20 protein-coding genes are annotated in these 21,976 nt (G+C 70.8%); 1 reads left to right on the forward strand and 19 read right to left on the reverse strand.

Annotation, left to right across the window (positions count from 1 at the left end; translation table 11 throughout):
- Position 1: 1 nt before the first annotated feature.
- The 12 genes from gmk to efp all read right to left on the reverse strand — a co-directional run bounded on the left by gmk (position 2) and on the right by efp (position 15,257).
- Positions 2–913 carry a guanylate kinase gene (gene gmk, locus AB0310_RS04790; protein ID WP_259954489.1) on the reverse strand — a complete coding sequence of 304 codons (912 nt, stop codon included), beginning with the start codon at positions 911–913 and terminating at the stop codon, positions 2–4.
- Positions 906–1,751: an orotidine-5'-phosphate decarboxylase gene (pyrF, locus tag AB0310_RS04795; protein WP_268776304.1), complete on the reverse strand. Its 846-nt coding sequence runs from the start codon at positions 1,749–1,751 to the stop codon at positions 906–908. The genes gmk and pyrF overlap by 8 nt, the downstream gene beginning before the upstream one ends.
- Entirely contained in the window at positions 1,748–5,035 is a 3,288-nt protein-coding gene (gene carB, locus AB0310_RS04800) for a carbamoyl-phosphate synthase large subunit (RefSeq protein WP_366236680.1), read from the reverse strand. Before carB ends, pyrF begins: the two co-directional genes overlap by 4 nt.
- Positions 5,035–6,237, reverse strand: a complete 1,203-nt coding sequence (gene carA / locus AB0310_RS04805; protein ID WP_363443913.1) for a glutamine-hydrolyzing carbamoyl-phosphate synthase small subunit — start codon at positions 6,235–6,237, stop codon at positions 5,035–5,037. Before carA ends, carB begins: the two co-directional genes overlap by 1 nt.
- Positions 6,234–6,746 (reverse strand): PH-like domain-containing protein, encoded by a 513-nt coding sequence (locus tag AB0310_RS04810; RefSeq protein ID WP_187661502.1) that lies wholly within the window; start codon positions 6,744–6,746, stop codon positions 6,234–6,236. The genes carA and AB0310_RS04810 overlap by 4 nt, the downstream gene beginning before the upstream one ends.
- Positions 6,743–8,047 carry a dihydroorotase gene (locus AB0310_RS04815; RefSeq protein ID WP_259954494.1) on the reverse strand — a complete coding sequence of 435 codons (1,305 nt, stop codon included), beginning with the start codon at positions 8,045–8,047 and terminating at the stop codon, positions 6,743–6,745. Before AB0310_RS04815 ends, AB0310_RS04810 begins: the two co-directional genes overlap by 4 nt.
- A complete protein-coding gene (locus AB0310_RS04820; protein WP_062634500.1) occupies positions 8,044–9,009 on the reverse strand; it encodes an aspartate carbamoyltransferase catalytic subunit in 966 nt (321 codons plus the stop codon). Before AB0310_RS04820 ends, AB0310_RS04815 begins: the two co-directional genes overlap by 4 nt.
- On the reverse strand, positions 9,006–9,536 hold the full coding sequence (gene pyrR / locus AB0310_RS04825; RefSeq protein ID WP_259954496.1) for a bifunctional pyr operon transcriptional regulator/uracil phosphoribosyltransferase PyrR: 531 nt from the start codon (positions 9,534–9,536) through the stop codon (positions 9,006–9,008). The genes AB0310_RS04820 and pyrR overlap by 4 nt, the downstream gene beginning before the upstream one ends.
- An 84-nt stretch (positions 9,537–9,620) precedes the next feature.
- A complete protein-coding gene (locus AB0310_RS04830) occupies positions 9,621–11,198 on the reverse strand; it encodes a Rieske 2Fe-2S domain-containing protein (RefSeq protein WP_366236681.1) in 1,578 nt (525 codons plus the stop codon).
- An 80-nt stretch (positions 11,199–11,278) separates the two neighbouring features.
- A complete protein-coding gene (locus tag AB0310_RS04835; RefSeq protein ID WP_366236682.1) occupies positions 11,279–14,239 on the reverse strand; it encodes a DEAD/DEAH box helicase in 2,961 nt (986 codons plus the stop codon).
- Positions 14,240–14,282: 43 nt separating this feature from the next.
- Entirely contained in the window at positions 14,283–14,693 is a 411-nt protein-coding gene (nusB, locus tag AB0310_RS04840; RefSeq protein ID WP_101845674.1) for a transcription antitermination factor NusB, read from the reverse strand.
- A 3-nt stretch (positions 14,694–14,696) separates the two neighbouring features.
- The gene (gene efp / locus AB0310_RS04845) at positions 14,697–15,257 is read right to left on the reverse strand and encodes an elongation factor P (protein ID WP_025103502.1); all 561 of its coding nucleotides are present in this window, start codon (positions 15,255–15,257) and stop codon (positions 14,697–14,699) included.
- 177 nt (positions 15,258–15,434) lie between these two features.
- Between efp and AB0310_RS04850 the strand changes: the two genes are divergently transcribed.
- Positions 15,435–15,773, forward strand: a complete 339-nt coding sequence (locus AB0310_RS04850) for a hypothetical protein (RefSeq protein WP_187661505.1) — start codon at positions 15,435–15,437, stop codon at positions 15,771–15,773.
- A gap of 10 nt (positions 15,774–15,783) precedes the next feature.
- Here the strand turns inward: AB0310_RS04850 and aroQ are convergent, their stop codons facing one another.
- Genes aroQ through mltG form a run of 7 tightly spaced genes read right to left on the reverse strand, consistent with a single transcriptional unit; the run spans position 15,784 to position 21,975 of the window.
- On the reverse strand, positions 15,784–16,224 hold the full coding sequence (gene aroQ / locus AB0310_RS04855) for a type II 3-dehydroquinate dehydratase (protein ID WP_315636847.1): 441 nt from the start codon (positions 16,222–16,224) through the stop codon (positions 15,784–15,786).
- Entirely contained in the window at positions 16,221–16,745 is a 525-nt protein-coding gene (locus AB0310_RS04860; RefSeq protein ID WP_366236684.1) for a GNAT family N-acetyltransferase, read from the reverse strand. Before AB0310_RS04860 ends, aroQ begins: the two co-directional genes overlap by 4 nt.
- A complete protein-coding gene (gene aroB, locus AB0310_RS04865) occupies positions 16,742–17,830 on the reverse strand; it encodes a 3-dehydroquinate synthase (protein WP_101845666.1) in 1,089 nt (362 codons plus the stop codon). Before aroB ends, AB0310_RS04860 begins: the two co-directional genes overlap by 4 nt.
- Complete coding sequence (locus AB0310_RS04870) at positions 17,827–18,345, reverse strand: shikimate kinase (protein ID WP_366236685.1); 519 nt, start codon at positions 18,343–18,345, stop codon at positions 17,827–17,829. The genes aroB and AB0310_RS04870 overlap by 4 nt, the downstream gene beginning before the upstream one ends.
- A complete protein-coding gene (aroC, locus tag AB0310_RS04875; protein WP_259954504.1) occupies positions 18,329–19,558 on the reverse strand; it encodes a chorismate synthase in 1,230 nt (409 codons plus the stop codon). Before aroC ends, AB0310_RS04870 begins: the two co-directional genes overlap by 17 nt.
- Positions 19,559–19,616: 58 nt before the next feature.
- On the reverse strand, positions 19,617–20,429 hold the full coding sequence (locus AB0310_RS04880) for a shikimate dehydrogenase (protein ID WP_366236686.1): 813 nt from the start codon (positions 20,427–20,429) through the stop codon (positions 19,617–19,619).
- 4 nt (positions 20,430–20,433) lie between these two features.
- Positions 20,434–21,975, reverse strand: coding sequence for an endolytic transglycosylase MltG (gene mltG / locus AB0310_RS04885; RefSeq protein ID WP_268776293.1), 1,542 nt, complete (start codon positions 21,973–21,975; stop codon positions 20,434–20,436).
- Position 21,976: the final 1 nt, after the last annotated feature.

Genomic DNA, 21,976 nt, shown 5'->3' on the forward strand with positions numbered 1-21,976 from the left:
GTCAGCGCGCAGAGCTTGTAGACAAGTCTACGACCTCGCGGGCGGCGGTGGCGACGTCCTCGTTCACGATGAGGTGGTCGAACTCGTTCTGCGCCGCCAGCTCGACCTTCGCGGTGCGCAGCCGCCGGGCCCGTTCCTCGGCGTCCTCGGTGCCGCGGCCGACCAGCCTGTGCACCAGCTCGTCCCAGCTCGGCGGCAGGAGGAAGATCAGCGTCGCGGACGGCTCCGCATCGCGCACCTGGCGCGCGCCCTGCAGGTCGATCTCCAGCAGGACGGTCTTCCCCTCCGCCAGTGCGGCGTCGATCGGGGCGCGCGGGGTGCCGTAGCGCGAGCGGTTGTGGACCACCGCATACTCCAGCAGCTCGCCGTCGGCGACCAGGCGGTCGAACTCGGCGTCGTCCACGAAGTAGTAGTGCACACCGTCGATCTCGCCCGGGCGCGGCGGCCGGGTGGTCGCCGAGACGGACAGGTGGATCTCCGGGTTGTTCTCGCGGATGTGCGCGGCGACGGTCCCCTTGCCCACCGCCGTGGGGCCGGCGAGGACGAGGAGCCGGCTGCGTGCCCCACGGGGGGTCGGAACGGGGAAGCGCTCGTCGAGCCACTCCTCCAGCACTCGGCGTTGACGGGCGCCGAGTCCGCCGAGGCGCTTGACCGGCGAGATGTGGAGCTGCTCCAGCACCCGGTCGCGCTTGCCCGCGCCGATCGCGGGGAGGGCGAGGAGGAAGTCGGTGATGCGCATGGAGCCCTCGACCGAGTCGGGGTCCTCCGTCGCGCGATGCAGCACGGCCTGCGGGGTGACGACGCGCATGGTGAGGTCGCGCTTGAGCGAGGCCCTGGCGCGTCGTCGCTCGACCGCTCGACGTGCGGCGGCGGCCCTGTCGACCTCGGGGACGGTGCGGCGTTCCTCAGCCACGGCTGACCTCTCGATACTGGGCGGCACGGTCGGCGATCGTCTCGGCGAGGGCCGCCGGGCCCGCGGAGAGGAGGCTGCGGCTCTCGCTCGCGATCACCGAGCCGGCCTGGGAGCCGAAGCGGCGGACGAGATCCACGGGAGTGGCGCCCTGTGCGCCGAAGCCGGGGGCGAGGATCGGGGCGACGGGCGCGAACGGAGTCAGCCCCGCTTCCACCGCGTCCACTGTGGCACCGATGACGAAGCCGAAGCTCCCCCACTCCCCCTCGGGCGTCCCGGTGGCGTTCCGGCGCGACACCTCGGCGATCACGGCCGCGGACACGGTCTCGCCGTCCGCGGTCGTCGCGCGCTGCAGCACGGTCGCCTCAGGGTTGCTGGTCGCGGCGAGGACGAAGAGCCCCTTGCCGTGCTCCTCCGCGAGGGCGAACGCACCCTCCAGCGCACCGACGCCGAGGTACGGGTTCACCGTCAAGGCATCCGCCTCCAGCGGCGCGCCCGCGGGGAGCCAGGCCTGAGCGTAATCCGCCATCGTCGACCCGATGTCGCCGCGCTTGGCGTCGGCGATCACCAGCAGTCCGGCCGCGCGCGCGGCCGCCAGCACCTCCTCGAGGGCCGCGAACCCGGCCGCGCCGTACCGCTCGAAGAACGACACCTGCGGCTTCACGAGACCGGCGCGACCGGCGGCCGCCTCGACGGTACGGAGCCCGAACTCCCGGACTCCGGCAGCATCGGCGGTCAGCCCCCACGCCGCCAGCAGAGCGGCGTGGGGGTCGATGCCGACACAGAGCGGGCCGTGCGCCTCCAGGGCGACGCGGGCCCGCTCGCCGAAGCGTTCCGTCATACCGCGGCCATCCGGTCCTGCGCGTACTCCTGCAGGCTCTTGACCTGGAAGCCCTCGTGCGCGGCGTCCATCCCGCTCACCGCCGCACCGAGCACGGCGATGGTCGTGAAGAGCGCCTTGTCCGCGGCCACCGCGGCGGCGCGGATCTCGTAGCCGTCCGCGCGAGCGGCACCACCCGACGGGGTGTTCACGACGATGTCGATCTCCCCGTCGTTGATGAGGTCGACGATGTTCCGGGCTCCGGACTCCTGCGTCTCGCTGTACTTCTCGACCACCGTGACGGCGATGCCGTTGCGCGACAGGATCTCCGCCGTGCCCTCGGTCGCCACGATCGTGAAGCCGAGCTGCTGGAGGCGGTGCGCCGGGAGGATCACCGCACGCTTGTCGGAGTCGGCGACCGAGATGAACACGGTTCCCGACGTCGGCATGCCGCCGTAGGCCGCGGCCTGGGACTTCGCGAACGCGGTCGGGAAGTCCCGGTCGATGCCCATGACCTCGCCGGTCGAGCGCATCTCCGGGCCGAGGACCGAGTCGACGGTCTTGCCGTCGGCGGTGCGGAACCGCTTGAAGGGCAGCACGGCCTCCTTGACCGAGACCGGGGCGTCCAGCGGGACGCGCGAGCCGTCCTGCTCGGGCAGCATCCCCTCGGCGCGGAGCTCGGCGATCGTCGAGCCGGCCATGATGCGGCTGGCGGCCTTCGCCATCGGGATGCCCAGCGCCTTCGAGACGAACGGTACCGTGCGGCTCGCCCGGGGATTCGCCTCGATGACGTAGAGCACGCCGGCGCTGATCGCGAACTGCACGTTCAGCAGACCGCGCACGCCGACGCCCTGTGCGATGGCGAGGGTGGCCTCGCGGACGCGGTCCACGTCGCTGCGACCGAGCGAGACCGGCGGCAGCGTGCAGCTCGAGTCGCCGGAGTGGATGCCGGCTTCCTCCAGGTGCTCCATGACGCCGCCGATGAAGAGGTCGGTGCCGTCGTACAGGGCGTCCACATCGAGCTCGATCGCGTCGTCGAGGAACCGGTCGACCAGGAGCGGCTTGCCCTCCTCGATCACGACCTCGCCGGCCGTCCGCACGAAGTAGTCGCGCAGCGCATCGGTGCCGTAGACGATCTCCATGCCGCGACCGCCGAGCACGAAGCTCGGGCGCACGAGCACGGGGTAGCCGATCTCCTCGGCGATGCGCACCGCGCCCTCCACGTCGATCGCCGTGCCGTTGCGCGGCGCCAGCAGCCCGGCCTCGTCGAGCAGTCGCGAGAACAGCTCGCGCTCCTCGGCCAGGTCGATGGCCTCCGGGCTCGTCCCCAGGACCGTGTAGCCGGCCGCCTCGATGCCCTTCGCGAGCCCGAGCGGGGTCTGGCCACCGAGCTGGCAGACGACGCCGAGGATGGTGCCGCTCGCCGCCTCCGCGTCCAGGACCTCCAGGACGTCCTCGAGCGTCAGCGGCTCGAAGTACAGCCGGTCGGACGTGTCGTAGTCGGTCGACACGGTCTCCGGGTTGCAGTTGATCATCACGGTCTCGAAGCCCGCGTCCGACAGCGCGAACGAGGCGTGCACGCAGGAGTAGTCGAACTCGACGCCCTGACCGATGCGGTTCGGGCCGGAGCCGATGATGACGACCTTGGTGCGGTCCGACGGCGCGACCTCGGTCTCGGCGTCGTAGCTCGAGTAGTGGTACGGCGTCAGCGCGGGGAACTCCCCCGCGCAGGTGTCGACCGTCTTGTAGACGGGGCGGATTCCCAGGCCGTGGCGCACGCCGCGGATCTCGGCCTCGCTCTCGCCGCGGAGCTGGGCGATCTGCGCGTCGGAGAAACCGTGCTCCTTGGCGTAGCGCAGCGTCGCGTCGTCCAGCTCGCCGGCGGTGCGCACGACCTCGGCGACCTCGTTGATCAGGACGATCTGGTCGAGGAACCAGGGGTCGATGGCCGTGGCCTCGAACGCCTGCTCGATGGTCGCGCCCTTGCGCAGCGCCTGCTGCAGGGTGACGATCCGGCCGTCGGTCGGCGTCTTCGCGATCTCGAGCAGTTCCTCGACGCTGCGCGACTCCTCGCCCCAGTGGAAGCTGGAGCCCCGCTTCTCGAGCGACCGCAGCGCCTTTTGCAGTGCGGTGGCGTAGTTGCGGCCGATCGCCATCGCCTCGCCGACCGACTTCATGGTCGTGGTGAGCGTGGCGTCGGCGGCCGGGAACTTCTCGAACGCGAAGCGCGGGACCTTGACGACGACGTAGTCGAGCGTCGGCTCGAAGCTCGCCGGGGTCACGCCGGTGATGTCGTTCGGGATCTCGTCGAGGCGGTACCCGAGGGCGAGCTTGGCCGCGAGCTTGGCGATCGGGAAGCCGGTGGCCTTCGACGCCAGGGCGCTCGACCGGGACACACGCGGGTTCATCTCGATGACGATGATGCGCCCGTTCTCCGGGTTGACCGCGAACTGGATGTTGCAGCCACCCGTGTCCACGCCCACCGCACGGATGATGTCGATGCCGATGTCGCGGAGCTTCTGGTACTCGCGGTCGGTGAGGGTCAGCGCCGGGGCCACGGTGATCGAGTCGCCCGTGTGCACGCCGACCGGGTCGACGTTCTCGATGGAGCAGACGACGACCGTGTTGTCGGCGGTGTCGCGCATGAGCTCGAGCTCGTACTCCTTCCAGCCGAGGATCGACTCCTCCAGGAGCACCTCGGTCGTCGGCGAGTCGCGCAGGCCGGCACCGCCGATACGGCGCAGGTCCTCCTCGTCGTAGGCGAAGCCGGAGCCCAGCCCGCCCATCGTGAAGGAGGGGCGCACCACGAGCGGGTAGCCGAGCTGCTCGGCACCGGCGAGGAGGTCGTCCATGGTGTGCGCGATGACGCTCTTGGCGACGTCCGCGCCCGCTTCGAGGACGAGCTCCTTGAAGACCTGACGGTCCTCGCCCTTCTTGATGGCGTCCACCTTCGCGCCGATGAGCTCGACGTCGTACTTCTCGAGGATGCCCTGCTCGTGCAGCGCCATCGCGGCGTTCAGCGCCGTCTGACCGCCGAGCGTCGGCAGGATCGCGTCGGGCTTCTCCTTCGCGATGATCGTCTCGATCACCGCGGGGGTGATCGGCTCGATGTACGTCGCGTCGGCGAAGTCGGGGTCGGTCATGATCGTCGCCGGGTTCGAGTTGACGAGGATGACCCGGATGCCCTCCTCGCGGAGGACGCGGCACGCCTGGGTGCCGGAGTAGTCGAACTCGCAGGCCTGGCCGATGACGATCGGGCCGGAGCCGATGACGAGGACGGAGCGGATGTCGTCGCGCTTGGGCATTACTTTGCATCTCCCTGGGTGGGTCCCTGAGCGGGTCGAAGGGTCGCGATGACCATGTCGCGGAAGCGGTCGAAGAGGTAGTTGGCGTCGTGCGGTCCGGCCGCGGCCTCGGGGTGGTACTGCACCGAGAAGGCGGGGATGTCGAGGGCGCGCAGGCCCTCCACGACGTTGTCGTTGAGGCCGACGTGGCTGACCTCGACCTTGCCGTAGCCGTGCGGGCTGTCGAACGAGCCCTCCAGGGGCGCCTCGACGGCGAAGCCGTGGTTGTGCGCGGTGATCTCCACCTTTCCCGTCTGCTTGTCCAGCACCGGCTGGTTGATGCCGCGGTGGCCGAACGGCAGCTTGTACGTGCCGAGACCCAGGGCGCGGCCGAGGAGCTGGTTGCCGAAGCAGATACCGAAGAAGGGCAGACCGTCGTCGAGGACCGCGCGCAGCAGTTCGACGTGGTCACCCGACGCCGCGGGGTCCCCGGGGCCGTTCGAGTAGAAGACGGCGACAGGCTCGATCGCCCGGATCTCGTCGATGCTCACGTCCTGCGGGAGGACGTGCACGTCGAAGCCGCGGGCGGCGAGGTTGTCGATCGTGGCCTGCTTCACACCCAGGTCGAGCACGGCGAGGTTGCCGATGCGCTCCCCCACCGCCGGGGTCACGGTCGCGTTCTCGACGGACACCTGGGCAGAGAGGTTGAGGCCGGTCATCTCCGGAGCCTCGCGGACGATGCGCAGCTGCTCCTCCGGGTCGAGCTCCGCGTCCGCACCCGAGAAGATGCCGCCGCGCATGGAGCCGGCGGAGCGGATGTGACGGGTGACCGCACGCGTGTCGATGCCACTGATGCCGACGATGCCGTCCTCGACGAGGACCTCGTCGAGGGACGCGTTCGCACGCCAGTTCGAGACGACGCGCGAGGGGTCGCGCACGATGTAGCCGGCGACCCAGATGCGGCGGGACTCGGTGTCCTCGTCGTTCATGCCGGTGTTGCCGATGTGCGGGGCCGTCTGCAGGACGATCTGTCCGGCGTAGGACGGGTCGGTGATGGTCTCCTGGTATCCCGACATGCCGGTGGCGAACACGACCTCGCCGAGGGTGCGTCCGCGCGCGCCGTAGGCGCGTCCGCGGTGTCGGGTGCCGTCCTCGAGCACGAGGACGGCGGGATCGGGGAGGCGGGCCGCGGAGGCCTGCGGGGAGGAAGTCGAGAGGGTCATGACGTGGCTCCTGTGTCAGGGGCGGCGGGGATGAGCCGCTGCAGGTCGGAGATGAGGGTCGGGAGGTCGCCGCCGGTGAGGCGCACATAGCTGTCGACGACGGTCGCGTCGTCGACGTGCCACGCGATGCGCACGAGCCCGCCGGGCTCCACGACGCGATCGATGGTGACGGTCGCGCGGTCGACGGAGACCAGGCGGTCGGCGGCGAGGAAGACGGTGGGGGCACCGTCCAGGGCCAGCGCGATGCCGCGGTCGGTCACGGCCAGCTCGCCGCGTGCACGGAACGCCAGCGGGGTGATCGCGAGCCGTTCGAGGGGCTGCTCGTGCCGAGTGGTGGACACGTAGAGCACCTCGTCGCGGCGCGTCACCTCCGCGTGCTCCGGCACCCCGAGCGGGGCCGTGTACGCGGCATCGCGCCGCACTCGTCGTCGCCAGGCGAACAGCATCGACAGCAGGATGAGCAGCGCGACGGCGATGATGATCGCGACCGCGAGGTCCCGTGCGCTCATGCGCCGAGCTCCTCGACGACGGTGCCGCCGTCGACCGTGAGGACGCCGCCGTGCACCGTGTACTCCACGCGCCCGGGCAGTGCGCGGCCCAGGTAGGGCGAGTTCACGCTGCGCCCGTGCAGGTCCGCGGCGGTGAACACACCGTCGACCGCGGGGTCGTACAGCGTGATGTGCGCGGGCTGCCCGGCTGCGAGCGGCGTGCCGTGGCCGGAGAGCCGGCCGATGCGGGCGGGCGTCGAGCTCATGACGCGGGCGACGTCGGCCCAGCCGAGCAGACCGGTCTGCACCATCGACTGGTGCACGACGCGCAGGGCGCTCTCCAGACCGACCATGCCGTTCGCGGCGGCCTGCCACTCGCACGCCTTGTGCTCGCTGGGGTGCGGTGCGTGGTCGGTCGCGACGATGTCGATCGTGCCGTCGGCGAGACCCTCCCGAACCGCGAGGACGTCCTCCTCGCGGCGCAGCGGCGGGTTGACCTTGAACCGCGCGTCGTAGCCGCGGACGAGTTCGTCGGTGAGCAGCAGGTGGTGCGGCGTGACCTCCGCCGTGACGTCGACGCCTCGCTTCTTGGCCCAGCGGATGATGTCGACCGAGCCGGCCGTCGAGAGATGACACACGTGCAGCCGCGAGCCGACGTGCTCGGCGAGGAGCACGTCACGGGCGATGATCGATTCCTCGGCGACCGCCGGCCACCCGGCCAGCCCGAGCTCGGCCGAGACGGTGCCCTCGTTCATCTGGGCGCCCTCGGTGAGCCGCGGGTCCTGCGCATGCTGGGCGATGACGCCGTCGAAGGACTTCACGTACTCCAGAGCCCGGCGCATGATCAGCGGGTCCCAGACGCAGAAGCCGTCGTCGCTGAAGACCCGCACCTGGGCACGCGAGGTGGCCATGGCGCCGAGTTCCGCGAGGCGCTCGCCCTTCTGGCCCACAGTGACGGCGCCGATCGGCTGCACGGTCGCGTAACCGGCCGCCTCGCCGAGGGCGAGCTCCTGCTCGACCACGCCCGCCGTGTCGGCGACCGGGGAGGTGTTCGGCATCGCGAACACGGCGGTGAACCCGCCGGCGGCGGCCGCTCTGGTGCCGGTGAGGATCGTCTCGGAGGCTTCGAACCCGGGTTCGCGCAGATGGGTGTGCAGATCGACGAGACCCGGCAGCGCGACCAGGCCCGCGGCGTCGATCACGCGCGCGCCGGTGCGGGTGAGCCCCGTCCCGACCTCGGCGATCACGCCGTCCTCGATGATGATGTCGGCGCTCGTCGCGCCGAGCAGCTGTGCACCGGTGATGACGAGGGTCTCGCTCACAGGTCTCCCCCTCGTTCGTCGTCTCGTTCCCCTGCCAGCAGCAGGTACAGCACCGCCATGCGCACGGAGACCCCGTTCGACACCTGTTCCAGCACCGTCGAACGGGGGGAATCGGCAGCTTCGGAGGAGATCTCCAGTCCCCGGTTCATGGGTCCGGGGTGCAGGACAATGCTACCGCCCGGCAGAGCCGCCACGCGCCGTGCGTCCAGGCCCCACCGGCGCGAATACTCCCGCTCAGTCGGGAAATACGCCGCGTTCATCCGCTCGAGCTGGATGCGCAGCATCATCACGGCGTCGGGCCCCTCCGCGAGGGCTTCGTCCAGGTCGTAGACCACGCGGACCGGCCACAAGGACACGTTCTGCGGAACCAGGGTCGGCGGCGAGACGAGCGTGACCTCGGCGCCGAGCGTCGTGAGCAGCCAGACGTTGGAGCGCGCCACCCGCGAGTGCAGCACGTCGCCGACGATCGTCACTCGGAGACCGGACAGATCGCGTCCGCGGCTGTCCGCTCCGAACCGGCGCTTGCGGATGGTGAAGGCGTCGAGGAGGGCCTGGGTGGGATGCTCGTGCGTACCGTCGCCGGCGTTCACGACCCCGGCGGAGATCCAGCCACTCGTGGCCAGGGTCTGCGGGGCGCCGGAGCCGGGGTGACGCACGACGACCGCGTCGGCGCCAATGGCCTCGAGCGTCTGCGCGGTGTCCTTCAGGCTCTCGCCCTTCGAGACGCTGGAGCCCTTCGCGGCGAAGTTGATGACGTCGGCGGACAAACGCTTCGCCGCGGCCTCGAAGGAGATACGGGTGCGCGTGGAGTCCTCGAAGAAGAGGTTCACGACCGTCTTGCCACGGAGCGTGGGGAGCTTCTTGACCTCGCGGGACTGCGTGTCAGCCATGTCCTCGGCGACGTCGAGGATGCGCAGGGCGGTGGCTCTGTCGAGCGTGCGGGTGTCGAGGAGGTGCCTCATTCGCCGATCGTCACCTCCTCGGCGCCGTCGTTCTCGAACAGGCGCACGTTGACGCGCTCGGTGCGCGCGGAGGGGATGTTCTTGCCCACGAAGTCCGGGCGGATGGGAAGCTCCCGGTGTCCGCGGTCGATGAGGATCGCGAGCCGCACGACGGCGGGACGGCCGATCGACTGCAGGGCGTCGAGCGCGGCGCGGATGCTCCGGCCGGAGAACAGGACGTCGTCGACGAGGACGACCGTCTTCCCGTCGATGCCGCCCGGGGGGATCTCCGTCGGCTGCGGCGACCGCGTCGGGTGCTTGGCGAGGTCGTCGCGGAAGAGCGTCACGTCGAGGGAGCCGACCGGGACGGAGACCTGGGCGATCTCGCTGATCAGGGCGGCGAGCCGGTGACCCAGCGTGACACCGCGGGTCGGGATGCCCAGCAGGACGAGGCCGTCGGCCCCGCGATTGGACTCGAGGATCTCGTGCGCGATCCGGGTCAGCGCTCGTGAGATGTCGGCTTGGTGCAGCACAGTGCGCACACTCATCAGCCGCTCCCTTCTCCGCCTCACAGGACGGTGTTAAAGGTTGCTAGTGCCCCCAGTCTATCGGACCCGCGATGGTCCCCCCGGTCAGCTCGCCTCGCGGAGCACGGGATCCGTCACGTCGTCGATTTTCGAGGAACGGATCGGGTGGCCGCTCGTGGAGAGGCAGCGCCCGGTCTTCAGGTCCCACTTCCAGTCGTGCATGCTGCACGTCAGGATGCCGTCCTCGTCGACCTTCCCCGTCTTGGTGAGGTCGGCACGAAGGTGCGGGCAGCGGCGCTGGACGACCCAGTCGCCTATCTCCGCATCCTCGGTCTGGTCGGTCTGCTCCTGGTACCAGTTCTCGACGTACTCGATCCGGTCGACCGAGAGGCACTTGAGGAAGGTGGTGAGGAACTCGTTGAACTTGCCGCTGCGCCCGACCGAGAACTGCATCGACAGGAAGATCGAGTTCGACCAGTCGATCTCGTGGTCGCGGATGTTCGTCGAGACGAGGTCGGCCGGGATCGTGTACCAGTACACGCACTCCTCGCCCGCGTACTCGCGGACCTTGGCGCGCGGGAAGTCGACCACCATGTCCAGCTCCCCGATCCGGAAGCGGACGTGCCCGCCGACACCGAGGCGGATGGTGCGCGACTTCTTCAGCAGCGGCTCCCACCACTCCTTGATCGCCGCCAGCATCTCGTCGGGCGGGATGATCTCGGCGCGAGACGCCTCCTCGTCGCGGATCTCCTGCTGGCGGCTCGCGCGCTGCTCCTCCAGGTACTCCCACTTCTCGTCGAAGATGTGGGCGAGCTCGGCCTCGGTGTAGAGCGTCTGCTCGGTGGTCACCGCACCGCCGTCGATCGTGACGAGCGTGCCGGGGACGAAGAGCTGCCCGTCGTACTTCGGCGCCAGCTCCTTCATGTGCGCGATGAACTGCTTCTGGTCCGTGAAGATGGATTCGCCGTTGCGGCCCATCCCGTTGAAGTCGAAGAGGTCGTCGCGGAGGAACATGGGCGGCCCCGCCATCGGGAAGACATGCGGCGCGTCGACCTTCTCGATGTAGTACATCGCCCGCTTGTTCTGCGCCTCGCGCTTGAGACGGGCGAAGTTCTGCTTGGCGTCCAGCGGCAGGTCGTAGACCATGGGCCACCAGATCGCTCCGGAGACCTGGGTGAAGTAGGCGTCGGGCTTCCCGAAGTGCAGCAGCTTGTCGAGATCGAGCGGGTGCGAGTCGTTCTGGTTCAGCATCGACCCCGTGCCGTCGTCCACGCTGAGCGACGAATCACCGATCGGGCCGTCGCTCGGAGCGCGCAGCGGGGTGATCATCATCTTGAGCGCCCCGCGCTCGATGATCTCGCCGGCGGGGGCGTAGGTGATGTTCGTGTAGCCGAGCGCCCGGATGTCCTGCTCCAGGTCGTCGATCGGGTACTCCGGCAGGAGCACCTCGATGTCCTTGCGGATGTACCGCTCCAGCAGCGCCGGGTCGAAGTGGTCGCGGTGCCGGTGCGAGATGTAGAGGAAGTCGGCTTCCCGTCCGTACCGCTCCCAGTCGAGCGCGCGGTTGTCCGGGAACGGGAACCAGGACCCGAAGAAGGACGGGCCGAGCACCGGGTCGCAGATGATGTTGCCGCCCACCGTCTCGATGAACATGCCGGCGTGGCCGAGTCCCGTGATCCGCATTGCATTCCTCTCGAAGATGAACCGTTCGATTGTACCGACGGCTCCCTGAGCACCCGGCGGGACGGGCCGGGGAAAACGGTCTAGTCGTCGAAGAGACCGCGGATGTCGTCGGCGGTGAGCGCCTGGGCGAAGAGCGCGTCGTCGTCGAGCACGGCCGTGAACAGCCGCGCCTTGCGGCGTTGCAGCGCGAGGACCTTCTCCTCGATCGTGCCGGTCGCGATCATGCGGTAGACGAACACCTGGCTGCGCTGGCCGATGCGGTGCGTGCGGTCGACGGCCTGCGCCTCGGCGGCGGGATTCCACCACGGGTCGAGGAGGAAGACGTAGTCGGCCTCGGTCAGGGTGAGTCCGAATCCGCCGGCCTTCAGGCTGATGAGGAAGACGGGCTGCTCCCCCTCCGCGAAGTCCGTGACCACCCGCTCGCGATGCCGCGTCGAGCCGTCGAGGTGCGCGTACGGCATGCCGGCGGCGTCCAGACGCCCCGCCGCCATGTCGAGGAAGGACGTGAACTGGCTGAACACGAGCGCGCGGTGCCCCTCCGCCTGCAGCTCGACGATCCGTTGCAGGAGCTCGTCGAGCTTGCGGGAGCCGAGGCGCGCATCGGCCGGGTCGATCAGCGCCGGAGCGAGGCTCAGCATGCGCAGCAGAGTCAGCGACCGGAACACGATGAAGCGGTTCCGATCGAGATCCTCCAGCAGGCCGAGCACCTTCTGCCGCTCGCGTTGCAGCACCGTCTCGTAGAGCTCGCGATGCCCCGCGCTCAGCTCGACCTCCAGCACCTGCTCCTGCTTCGGCGGAAGATCGGGGGCGACGAGCTCCTTGGTGCGGCGGAGCACGAGGGGACGGATGCGCCGTCGAAGCTGCGCGAGGCGGCGCTGCCGGTAGGGTCCGCCCTCCGCGTTCTCCGGGACCTTCCCCTGCTCGATCGGCTGGATGTAGTGCTCGCGGAACTTCCGCGCCGAGGCGAACAGGCCGGGCGCCGTGAGCTTCAGCAGCGCCCAGAGCTCCTCCAGGCTGTTCTCCAGCGGCGTGCCCGTGACCGCGATGGTGACGTCGGCTGGGAAGCGGGCGACGGCACGGTGCAGTTTCGTCGCCGGATTCTTCACGAACTGGGCCTCGTCGAGGAACAATCCGGCCCAGGCGACGCCCGCGAACCCCTCTTCATCGAGCCGGGCGACGGCGTAGGTCGTCAGCACGACGTCGGCCTCGCGAGCCGCGACACTCGCCGACGGCCCGGCCGTGGAGTCCCGGGTGACCACGCGGAGGCCGGGAGCGAATCGCGCGGCTTCGGTGCGCCACGTGGCCAGCACGGACGTCGGGACCACGACGAGGAAGGGGCGCTCCTCCCCCGCCGCCCTGGCATGCAGGATGAGCGCGAGCAGCTGGACGGTCTTCCCGAGCCCCATGTCATCGGCGAGGATGCCGCCGAGGCGGTGCGTCCAGAGGAACGCGAGCCAGTCGAGGCCTTCCTTCTGATACGGCCGAAGGTGTGCGGTGAGCCCCGGCGGGATCGGCACCGCCGGCACCGCAGTGGCGCTGCGCAGTCCCTCGGCCGTGGCGCGCCAGCTCACCGCGGGAAGGGCTTCGTCCGCCAGGTCCTCGAACTCCTCCCACAGATCCGTCTGATGACGACTGATCCGTGGGCCCGTCTCCCACTCGTCGAGGTCTCCGGCCTCGTCGAGCAGGTCACGCAGACGGTCGAGCGCCGGGTGGTTCAGGGAGAAGTAGCTGCCGTCGACGAGCAGGAGCTTCCGTCTCCCCGCGCTCAGGGCGGTGAAGAGCGGCTCGAACGGGATGTTCCGACCGTCGATGCGGACGATCACGCCGAGGTCGAACCAGTCCGGGTCGGTGCTCTCCACGGTCGAGACGGTGATCTCCGGCTCGCCGGCGAGCTCGCGATACGTCTTGCGGCGGCCGGACACCTCCACCTCGACACCCTCCGCCTCCAGCGCCGGGACGACGCGGGTCATGAACTCCGCGGCCTCCACGTCGTGGAATGCCCCCGCGGGGGCGAACGCGACGCCGTGCTCCTGCCAGACGTTCCGGATCCGCTCCGTCACCCCGGCCTCGGCCTCCGGATCGCGCACGGCCTCCGGACCCGGCGTGAACGGCACCCGCCCGAAGCCGCGATAGTCCCACTCGACGGCGTACTCCACGGTGTCGCCGCGACGGAACGCCACCCGCAGCACGGCACGGGGCGGCGGGAGGTCCGGCAGCGAGACGCGGCCGACCGCGCGGACGGGGAGGCGACGCGCGAGGAGCGGATAGGCATCCTGGAGGAAGGCCGTCTCCTCCTCCGCGGGGACGACGAGCGTCCGGGCCCGGAGCAGCGACTGCGCCGGCCCTGCGAGCGGAAGCTCAGCGAGCGTCACCTGGAGGCGCGACCCGCTCTGCGCGACCTCGTACACGCCGGAGCGCCCGAGGGGCCTGATGCTGCCGGGCGGCGTCTCGCGCCCGTCCACCGTCACGACCGGCCGGACCACGAGGCCGCCGTCGTCGCCGCGGGACACCGCCGCCGTCAGCTCAGCGGTATCCGCGAGGACGAGCGTCGTCGACCGCTGCGCCGCCACGAGCGGGATGCCGAGTCCGGCCGCGGACCGCAGGTGCCCCCAGAGGAGCCGCGACTCGATCAGGTCGGCGACGAGCCAGTCCCCGGCCGTGCCGGAGAGCAGCGTGTCGCGCGCGATGCTGAGGAGATCGGCGAACCACCGCGACCGTTCCCGACCGTACTGGTCCGGCGCGCGGCGTACCGCGTCCCAGGTGGCCGAGCCGAGCACCCAGGACCCCGTCGCCGCGCTCCGCTCCAGCGGACGGATGCCGAGGAGGATCTCTCCGGTCGCCTTCGCGACATCACGCGGAGTCGCGGTGCGCTGCGGCCGGGACGCCCACGGATTCGCTCCTCGGGCGTCGCGGACGCGCAGCTCGAACCCGAGGGCCAGCGGGGGCGTCGCCGCCGGAGCGGCGCCGCCCTCGAACAGCGCGCGCCAGTCCCGCGCCCCGTCTCCCGGGGCACCCGAGGCGGAGGCGGGCGGGCGGATCATGGGATGATCCTGCCCGCCATCGCCGACACCGCCGCTGCGGCGCTCAGGCCGAGCGGGCGACGCGGGCGAGCACGCCGTGCACAAACGCGCCCGACTCATCGGTGGAGAACTCCTTCGCGAGCTCCACCGCCTCGTCGATCGCGACCGCGGTCGGCACCTCGTCGTTGTAGAGGATCTCCCACGCGCCGATGCGCAGCAGGGCGCGGTCGACGGCGGGCATCCGCTCGAGCTTCCAGTCACGGCTGTGCGTCGTGATCTGCTCGTCGATCTCGTCGCGCTGGTCGATGATGCCGTCGACGATCTCCCGGGCGTACAGCCACGACGCCTCGCGCGCGGGCTCGTTCGCCGCACGCTTCGCCTCGGCGGCGAGGGCCACCGCGACGTCGTCGCCGCGGACGTCGGCGGAGAACAGGATGTCGAGCGCGCGCTTGCGCGCCTTCGTGCGGGCGCTCACGCCTTACTTCTCGCGGCCGAGGTACTCGCCCGTGCGGGTGTCGACCTTGACCTTGGTGCCGGTCTCCAGGAACAGCGGGACCTGGATCTCGTAGCCGGTCTCGAGCGTCGCGGGCTTGGTGCCGGCGGACGAGCGGTCGCCCTGCAGGCCGGGCTCGGTGTAGGTCACCTCGAGGATGACCGACGCCGGGAGGTCGATGTAGAGGGGGTTGCCGTTGTTGAGGGCGATGGTGACCTGCTGGTTCTCGAGCAGGAAGTTCTTCGCGTCGCCGACCGTGGCGGCCGGCAGCGTGATCTGGTCGAAGTCGGTCTGGTCCATGAACACGAACCCGTCACCGTCGGTGTAGAGGTAGGTGTAGTCGCGACGGTCGACGTTCTCGATGTCGATCTTCGCACCGGCGTTGTACGTGCGGTCCACGGTCTTGCCCGAGACGACGTTCTTCAGCTTCGTGCGGACGAACGCGCCGCCCTTGCCGGGCTTGACGTGCTGGAACTCGATGACGCTCCAGAGCTGCCCGTCGATGCTGAGGACGACGCCGTTCTTGATGTCTGCGGTGGATGCCATGTGCGAGGAGTTCCGTTCCTGAGTCCGTGGGGGCCGGGGTCGGCCGACAGTCGATTCTACGGGATGCCCGGCGCCAGCCGCCGCGTGGGCACGATAGACGCTCCTGGGTGCGAGGGGAAGCCCCGTGACGACGACGACCGCCCCCGGGCAGCCTGGAGCGGGACAGGAGCAATCGACATGAGCGAGAACGACCGCGACCGCGACCCGACCAGGATGGCGAATCAGCCGGCACTGCGGACGTCGTCCGGGGCGGTGTGGCTCATCGTCGCCGCGATCTTCACCGCGGTCAGCCTCGTCCCCCTGATCGGGATCGTCCGCAGCGGCGGGGCGGCGGGAACGGTCGGCCTCATCACGGCGATCGTCCTGGTTTTGGGTCTGGTGGCGATGGTCGTCATCCGCCTCACCGTGGCGCCTGTGCGTCCTCGGCTCCGTGCGCTGGCCGGCTGCTTCCTCGCCATGGCTCTGCTGACGCTCGTGGGCATCACCGTCTGCGTCCTGCTCGTCGGCCTGCCCTGATCCCGCCCGATCAGAGGTGCGCGACGAGCTCCCGCACGGCCTCCGGGTAGCCGTCGACGCCGTGTCCGACGACACGGACCGCGGCGACGTCGTGCAGGTACGAGTGGTGACGGAACTCCTCGCGGGCGTACACGTCGGAGATGTGCACCTCGGCGAAGGGCAACGCGACGCCGGTGAGCGCGTCGCGCAGGGCCACCGACGTATGGGTGAGGCCGCCCGGGTTGATGACGATGCCCGCGCAGTCCGCCCGCGCGTCGTGGATCGCGTCGATGAGCACGCCCTCGTGGTTGCTCTGCAGCGCCCGTACCTCGAACCCGAACGCCGCGGCGGCCTCGGCGGTGATCCGCTCGACGTCGGCGAGGGTCGCCGTGCCGTACACCTCGGGTTCGCGAGTGCCGAGGAGGTTCAGGTTGGGGCCGTTGACGAGCAGCAGCCGACGCGGAGCCGTCATGCGGGCACGCTCCCCGTGTCGCCCAGTTCGCGGCGCATGACCCACTCCCGCCCGAAACCCGAGGTCTCGATCTCGCCGGTCCGGACGAAGCCGGCTCGACGGTAGACGGCCTGCGCCCGGGAGTTGTCCACGTGCACCTCGAGCACGAGCGCACGCAGCCCGCGATCGCGTGCCCAGGCGGCCGCGGCGTCGAGGAGCGCATCGATGACGCCCGCACCGCGGTGCGCATCCGCCACGTAGACCCCCACGACCAAGCCGGCGTCATGCTGCTCGCGATGCGGGAGCAGCGTGATCGTCCCGGTCCAGGTGCCGTCGTCGGCGATCGCGACGAACTGCGCCGCGGCCGCGTCACCCGAGGCGTTCGCCGCGCGCTCCTGCCAGAAGCGGTCGGGCTGTGCGGCGGCGTGCTCGACGGTGTCGAGGAAGGCCATCGGCGCGGCGGGGTCGGCGAGGGCCTGCAGCCGCAGCGCCTTCACCTCCCGCCAGTCCTCGGGCGTGATGCGCCGGACGGCGATGCTCATGCGCCGATCTCCTGATACGCGGCGAAGAGCAGCGACTCGTCCGGCGCCTGGAGCACGGTGGGCTTGGCGATGTCGTCCAGCAGGATGAAGCGGAGCATGCCGCCGCGGCTCTTCTTGTCGCGCTGCATCGTGGCGAGCAGCTGCGGCCAGGCTCCGGCACGGTACGAGGTGGGCAGGCCCAGCGACTCGAGGATCGTGCGGTGGCGCTCCGCCGCGGCGTCCGAGAGGCGCCCCGCCAGCCGGGACAGCTCCGCGGCATACAGCATGCCGATCGAGATGGCAGCCCCGTGCCGCCAGCGATACCGCTCGGCATGCTCGATCGCGTGGCCGAGGGTGTGGCCGTAGTTCAGGATCTCCCGCTGTCCGGCCTCGCGGAAGTCGTCCGAGACGACCTGCGCCTTCATGTCGATCGCGAGTTCGACGGACCGCCGGAACTCCTCCGTCGTGGTGTCGACCGCGCGGGCGGGATCGGCCTCGATGATGTCGAGGATCTCCGGTGCCCAGATGAAGCCGGCCTTGACGACCTCCGCGAACCCCGCGGTGGCCTCGTTCGGACTCAGGCTGCCCAGTTCGTCGAGGTCACCGATCACCGCGCGCGGCGCCCAGAAGGCGCCCACGAGGTTCTTGCCCTCCGCGGTGTTGACGCCGGTCTTTCCGCCCACGGCGGCGTCCACGAGGCCGAGCACCGTGGTGGGCACCTGGACGATCTGGATGCCGCGCAGCCAGGTCGCCGCGACGAAGCCGGCGAGGTCGGTCACCGCTCCCCCGCCGTAGCCGACGACGGCGTCCGTGCGCGTGAAGTCCGCCTGACCCATGACCTGCCAGCAGAACGCGGCCACCTCGATGCGCTTGCCCTGCTCGGCATCCGGGATCTCGGCGAGCAGCACCTCCCGCGGGCCATCGGCGGTGTCGGCGAGGAGTCGGTCGCGGAGTTCGGCGGCGCGGGCCGCGAGAGTCGGCGGGTGCACGACGAGGATCTTGCGGACGCCCGGCGCGAGAGCCGCCGACACCTGGTCGAGGATCCCCCGTCCGATCGTGATGTCGTAGGCGTCGTTCCCGGTGACGCTGATGGTCGTCGTGCTCATCGCTGTTCTCTCCTCCATGCCACGATCTCGTCCGCGATGCGCTGCATCGGACGCCGTGAGGTGTCGAACGTGGTCGACGCCACCTCGTCATACCATCCTCGCCGTTCCGCGAAGATGCGCTTCCACTTCTCGACCGGGTCCTCGCCCGCCAGCAGCGGGCGCGTCCCGCCGCGCAGTCGGTCGGCCACCGCTGCCTCGCTCACGGAGAGGAAGACCACGGGGTGCGCACGCAGCAGCGCGCGCGTCTCCGGGTCCGTGACCGCGCCGCCGCCGAGGGAGATCACGCCGCCCTCGGCGAGAGCCTCACGGACCGCCGCGCGCTCGAGCTCCCGGAAGTGCGCCTCGCCGTGCGTGGCGAAGATCTCCGGGATCGGGCCGTGCGCGGCGACGATGCGCTTGTCGGTGTCGATGAAGGCGACCCCCAGACGCCGCGCGACCCGTCGCCCGACACTGGTCTTGCCTGCCGCCATCGGTCCGACGAGGACCAGCGTCAGCGGCTCAGCCTCGTTCGTCATGCGCGATGAGCGCCGCCTCGGACGCGGGGGCCGTGCGCAGCTCCGCGGGGATGCCGTCGAGGTATCCCTCCAGGTTGCGGCGCGTCTCACGGATGCTGTCGCCGCCGAACTTCTCCAACACGGCGCGGGCCAGCTCGATGGCGACCATGGCCTCCGCAACGACGCCCGCCGCGGGCACGGCGCAGACGTCGGAACGCTGGTGGTGCGCGGTCGCCTGGTCGCCGGTCGCGATGTCGATCGTGCGCAGCGCGTGCGGCACGGTCGCGATCGGCTTCATGCCCGCCCGCACGCGCAGGACGGTCCCCGTGGACATGCCACCCTCGGTGCCGCCGGCGCGGTCCGTGCCGCGGGCGATGCCGTCGGCGGTGACGAAGAGCTCGTCATGGGCGGCCGAACCCCGGCGACGTGTGGTCTCGAAGCCGTCGCCGACCTCCACGCCCTTGATCGCCTGGATGCTCATGAGTGCCTGGGCCAGTCGGGCGTCCAGGCGACGGTCCCAGTGCACGTGGGAGCCGAGGCCCGGCGGCAGGCCGTAGGCGAGGACCTCGACGATGCCGCCGAGCGTGTCGCCGTCCTTCTTGGCGTCGTCCACCTCCGCGACCATCAGTGCGGAGGTCGCGGGGTCGAAGCACCGCAGCGGGTCGGCGTCCAGGGCGTCCACGTCGTCCGGGGTCGGCAGCGCCGCGCCATCCGGCACACGCACCGGCCCGATCGAGAGCGTGTGGCTGACGAGTCGGATGCCGAGCTCGCCGAGGAAGGAGCGGGCGACGGCACCGAGCGCCACGCGGGCGGCGGTCTCCCGGGCGCTCGCACGCTCGAGGATCGGACGGGCCTCGTCGAAGTCGTACTTCTGCATGCCCACGAGGTCGGCGTGGCCCGGACGCGGCCGGGTCAGCGGGGCGCCACGACCGCGCGAGCGATCGGTGAGCTCCACCGGCTCCGGGTTCATGACCTCGATCCACTTCGGCCACTCGGTGTTGCCGATGCGCAGGGCGATGGGGCTGCCCAGCGTCTTCCCGTGCCGGACACCGCCGGAGATGGTGAGCTCGTCCTGTTCGAACTTCATCCGGGAGCCGCGTCCATAGCCGAGCTTGCGGCGGGCGAGGTCGGCCTGGATGGCCTCGGACGACACCGGGACGCCGGAGGGCAGACCCTCCATTACGGCGATGAGTTCTGGGCCGTGCGATTCGCCGGCCGTGAGCACGCGGAGCATGTGCTCTAGTCTCCCATGCGTTTCCCCCCGCGCCGTGCCGCGTTTCGTCGGGCGGCGGTCAGAGGGTGGCACGCATCGCGGCGAGGACCGCGTCCTCGTCCGGCAGCGGCGAAACCGGGTCGCCGTGCAGGAAGATCCGGATCTGCCGGACCGCCTGATGCAGCAGCATTCCGAGTCCGGAGACCGCCGGCGCTGCGCCCCATGCCGCCGCCAGGGTGGACGGCCAGGGCGCGTAGGCGGCGTCGAACAGCGTGCCGCCGGTCTCGGCCAGGCGGGCGGCACTCTCCGGCGGCAACGTTGTACCGGAGGGCAGCGTCGCCACCGTGAGGTCGACGGCGCCGTCCGCCTCGTCGAGCGATCGTGGGGTGACCACGACGCCGCGTCGCTCCCCGATCCGGACGAGCCCCGCGGCGCGTTCCGGCCGACGGGCGGCGACCTCGACCCGCGTCGCCCCGAGGTCGGCGAGGGCGACGAGGGCCGAGGCTGCCGTCGCTCCGGCGCCCAGGATCCGTGCCGTTCCGATCTCGCGGATCCCGGCATCACCGAGGGCATCGACGATCCCGCCGACGTCGGTGTTGAATCCCGCCGGGGTCTCCGAGAGCAGGAGCGTGTTGACCGCGCCGGTCAGCTCCGCGTGGGCATCCCGGGTGGCGGCGTATCGGTACGCCTCCTCCTTGAGCGGCATCGTCAGGGACAGGCCGCGCCAGGTGTCGTCGAGGGCCTCGACCGCGTCCGTGAAGCCCTCCTCGCCGACCTGACGGCGCCCGTACTCCCAGCCCAGTCCGAGCACCGCGTAGGCCGCAGCGTGCAGCTCCGGCGACCGTGAGTGCCCGATCGGGTCGCCCCAGACCGCCAGCCGTCTCCGGTTCACCGCGTCAGCAACCGGCGTCGGGGTTCGCGCGGCACCAGTCCCGCCACTTCTCCACGCCCTGCTCGTGCTCCGCGAGAGTCTCCGAGAACTGCGTCTCGCCGGTCTCGAGGTTGACGGTGACGAAGTAGATCCACGGCCCGTCCGCGGGGTGCATCGCGGCATCGATCGCGGCATCGTTCGGGCTCGCGATCGGCGTGGCCGGAAGCCCCTTGTTCACGTAGGTGTTCCACTCGTTGGGGTCTTCCAGAGCCTCGGCCGAGCTCGAGACCACGCCCTCGTGCAGGGAGCCATACCCGTACTGCGCCGTCGAGTCCATCTGGAGCAGCATGTCGTCGTCGAGGCGGTTCTGGATCACGCGGGACACCTTGGCGAAGTCGTCCGTGCGGCCTTCGCGCTGGATGATCGAGGCGATCGTGAGGATCCGCTGCGCGTCCTCGTCCGGGACGCCGGCGGCGGCGAGCGATTCGCGCGTCCGGTCGACCATGCGCTGGATGACCTGCGTCGCGGTGGCCTCGGGGTCGAACGTGTACACCGCGGGGAACAGCCACCCCTCCAGGCTCTGCGCCTCCACCCCGTACGCGGACGGATCGGCGACGGCTGCCTCGAGGTCGGCCAGCGGCATCCCGAGAGTCTCGGCCATGGACGGCAGGGCCGATTCGATCGTCCCGCCCTCCGGCATGGAGACGGTGTTCTCGAGCTTGTTCTCCTCGTTGCGGAGCGCGGCGAGGGCATCCTCCGCCGTCATCTTCTTCTGCAGGCGGTAGACGCCGGGATAGAAGGTCACCGCGATGTTCTCGTCGATGAGGTAGTCGTAGAAGACGTCCTCGGTCTTCGTGACGCCGGCTTCGTACAGCGCCGTCGACACGGGGCCGCCCGTGTCGCCCTGCTTGATCGTGACGTACACCTCACCGGTCGCCTGGCCGGGCTCCCAGTCTTTCGGCTCGCCCCACCCCATGGCGTCGGCGATGCGGTCGCCGAAGGTGTTCGCGACCCAGACGCCGCCGGCGGCGATGCCGCCGAGGATCACCAGGACGATGATCAGGGCGATGAGGCAGCCCTTGCGGCGCTTCTTCTTGGTCGGAGCGCCGTGATCGCGGCCGTCGTCCTGAGCGGCGAAGATCTCGTCGAGTCCTCCGCCCAGCGCCGGTGCGGGGTCTTCGGTGCCGGTCGACCGGCGCGGGCCCGGGGCGGGGGCCTCGTCCGCGCTCGTCGCGGCGACGGGCATCGCGCGGGTCACGACCGCTTCGGCGTCTGCGGCATTCGCCTGCGGCCGGTGGTCGGTCACGGCCGCATCCGCGGTGGTCGCCGCCGACGCCGAGACCGGGCGGGCCGGCACGTCGGCATCGGGCGCAGCCGTCGCGTCCGGGGCGGCCGGAGCCTCCTGCTCGCGGGCCGCGGCCTCCCTCGCCGCGCGGCGGGATCCGGGTGCCGGCGTGTCATCCGCGGCGGTCGGGACCTGCGGGGACGGAGCGGGGAGGTTCTCGAACAGATCCCCCAACCGGGTGCTCTGCTCGTGCTCGGGCGCACGGCTCTCGCGTTCGGACATG

This window comes from Microbacterium meiriae (assembly GCF_040702565.1).
GTDB classification, from domain to species: domain Bacteria; phylum Actinomycetota; class Actinomycetes; order Actinomycetales; family Microbacteriaceae; genus Microbacterium; species Microbacterium meiriae.

What these genes read in the sequence shown, in the direction of transcription:
- pyrF (WP_268776304.1), bottom strand. Translation starts at nt 1,751, where the DNA reads ATGACGGAACGCTTCGGCGAGCGGGCCCGCGTCGCCCTGGAGGCGCAC.
- carB (WP_366236680.1), bottom strand. Translation starts at nt 5,035, where the DNA reads ATGCCCAAGCGCGACGACATCCGCTCCGTCCTCGTCATCGGCTCCGGC.
- carA (WP_363443913.1), bottom strand. Translation starts at nt 6,237, where the DNA reads ATGACCCTCTCGACTTCCTCCCCGCAGGCCTCCGCGGCCCGCCTCCCC.
- AB0310_RS04810 (WP_187661502.1), bottom strand. Translation starts at nt 6,746, where the DNA reads ATGAGCGCACGGGACCTCGCGGTCGCGATCATCATCGCCGTCGCGCTG.
- AB0310_RS04820 (WP_062634500.1), bottom strand. Translation starts at nt 9,009, where the DNA reads ATGAGGCACCTCCTCGACACCCGCACGCTCGACAGAGCCACCGCCCTG.
- pyrR (WP_259954496.1), bottom strand. Translation starts at nt 9,536, where the DNA reads ATGAGTGTGCGCACTGTGCTGCACCAAGCCGACATCTCACGAGCGCTG.
- AB0310_RS04830 (WP_366236681.1), bottom strand. Translation starts at nt 11,198, where the DNA reads ATGCGGATCACGGGACTCGGCCACGCCGGCATGTTCATCGAGACGGTG.
- AB0310_RS04835 (WP_366236682.1), bottom strand. Translation starts at nt 14,239, where the DNA reads ATGATCCGCCCGCCCGCCTCCGCCTCGGGTGCCCCGGGAGACGGGGCG.
- efp (WP_025103502.1), bottom strand. Translation starts at nt 15,257, where the DNA reads ATGGCATCCACCGCAGACATCAAGAACGGCGTCGTCCTCAGCATCGAC.
- AB0310_RS04850 (WP_187661505.1), top strand. Translation starts at nt 15,435, where the DNA reads ATGAGCGAGAACGACCGCGACCGCGACCCGACCAGGATGGCGAATCAG.
- aroQ (WP_315636847.1), bottom strand. Translation starts at nt 16,224, where the DNA reads ATGACGGCTCCGCGTCGGCTGCTGCTCGTCAACGGCCCCAACCTGAAC.
- AB0310_RS04860 (WP_366236684.1), bottom strand. Translation starts at nt 16,745, where the DNA reads ATGAGCATCGCCGTCCGGCGCATCACGCCCGAGGACTGGCGGGAGGTG.
- aroB (WP_101845666.1), bottom strand. Translation starts at nt 17,830, where the DNA reads ATGAGCACGACGACCATCAGCGTCACCGGGAACGACGCCTACGACATC.
- AB0310_RS04870 (WP_366236685.1), bottom strand. Translation starts at nt 18,345, where the DNA reads ATGACGAACGAGGCTGAGCCGCTGACGCTGGTCCTCGTCGGACCGATG.
- aroC (WP_259954504.1), bottom strand. Translation starts at nt 19,558, where the DNA reads ATGCTCCGCGTGCTCACGGCCGGCGAATCGCACGGCCCAGAACTCATC.
- mltG (WP_268776293.1), bottom strand. Translation starts at nt 21,975, where the DNA reads ATGTCCGAACGCGAGAGCCGTGCGCCCGAGCACGAGCAGAGCACCCGG.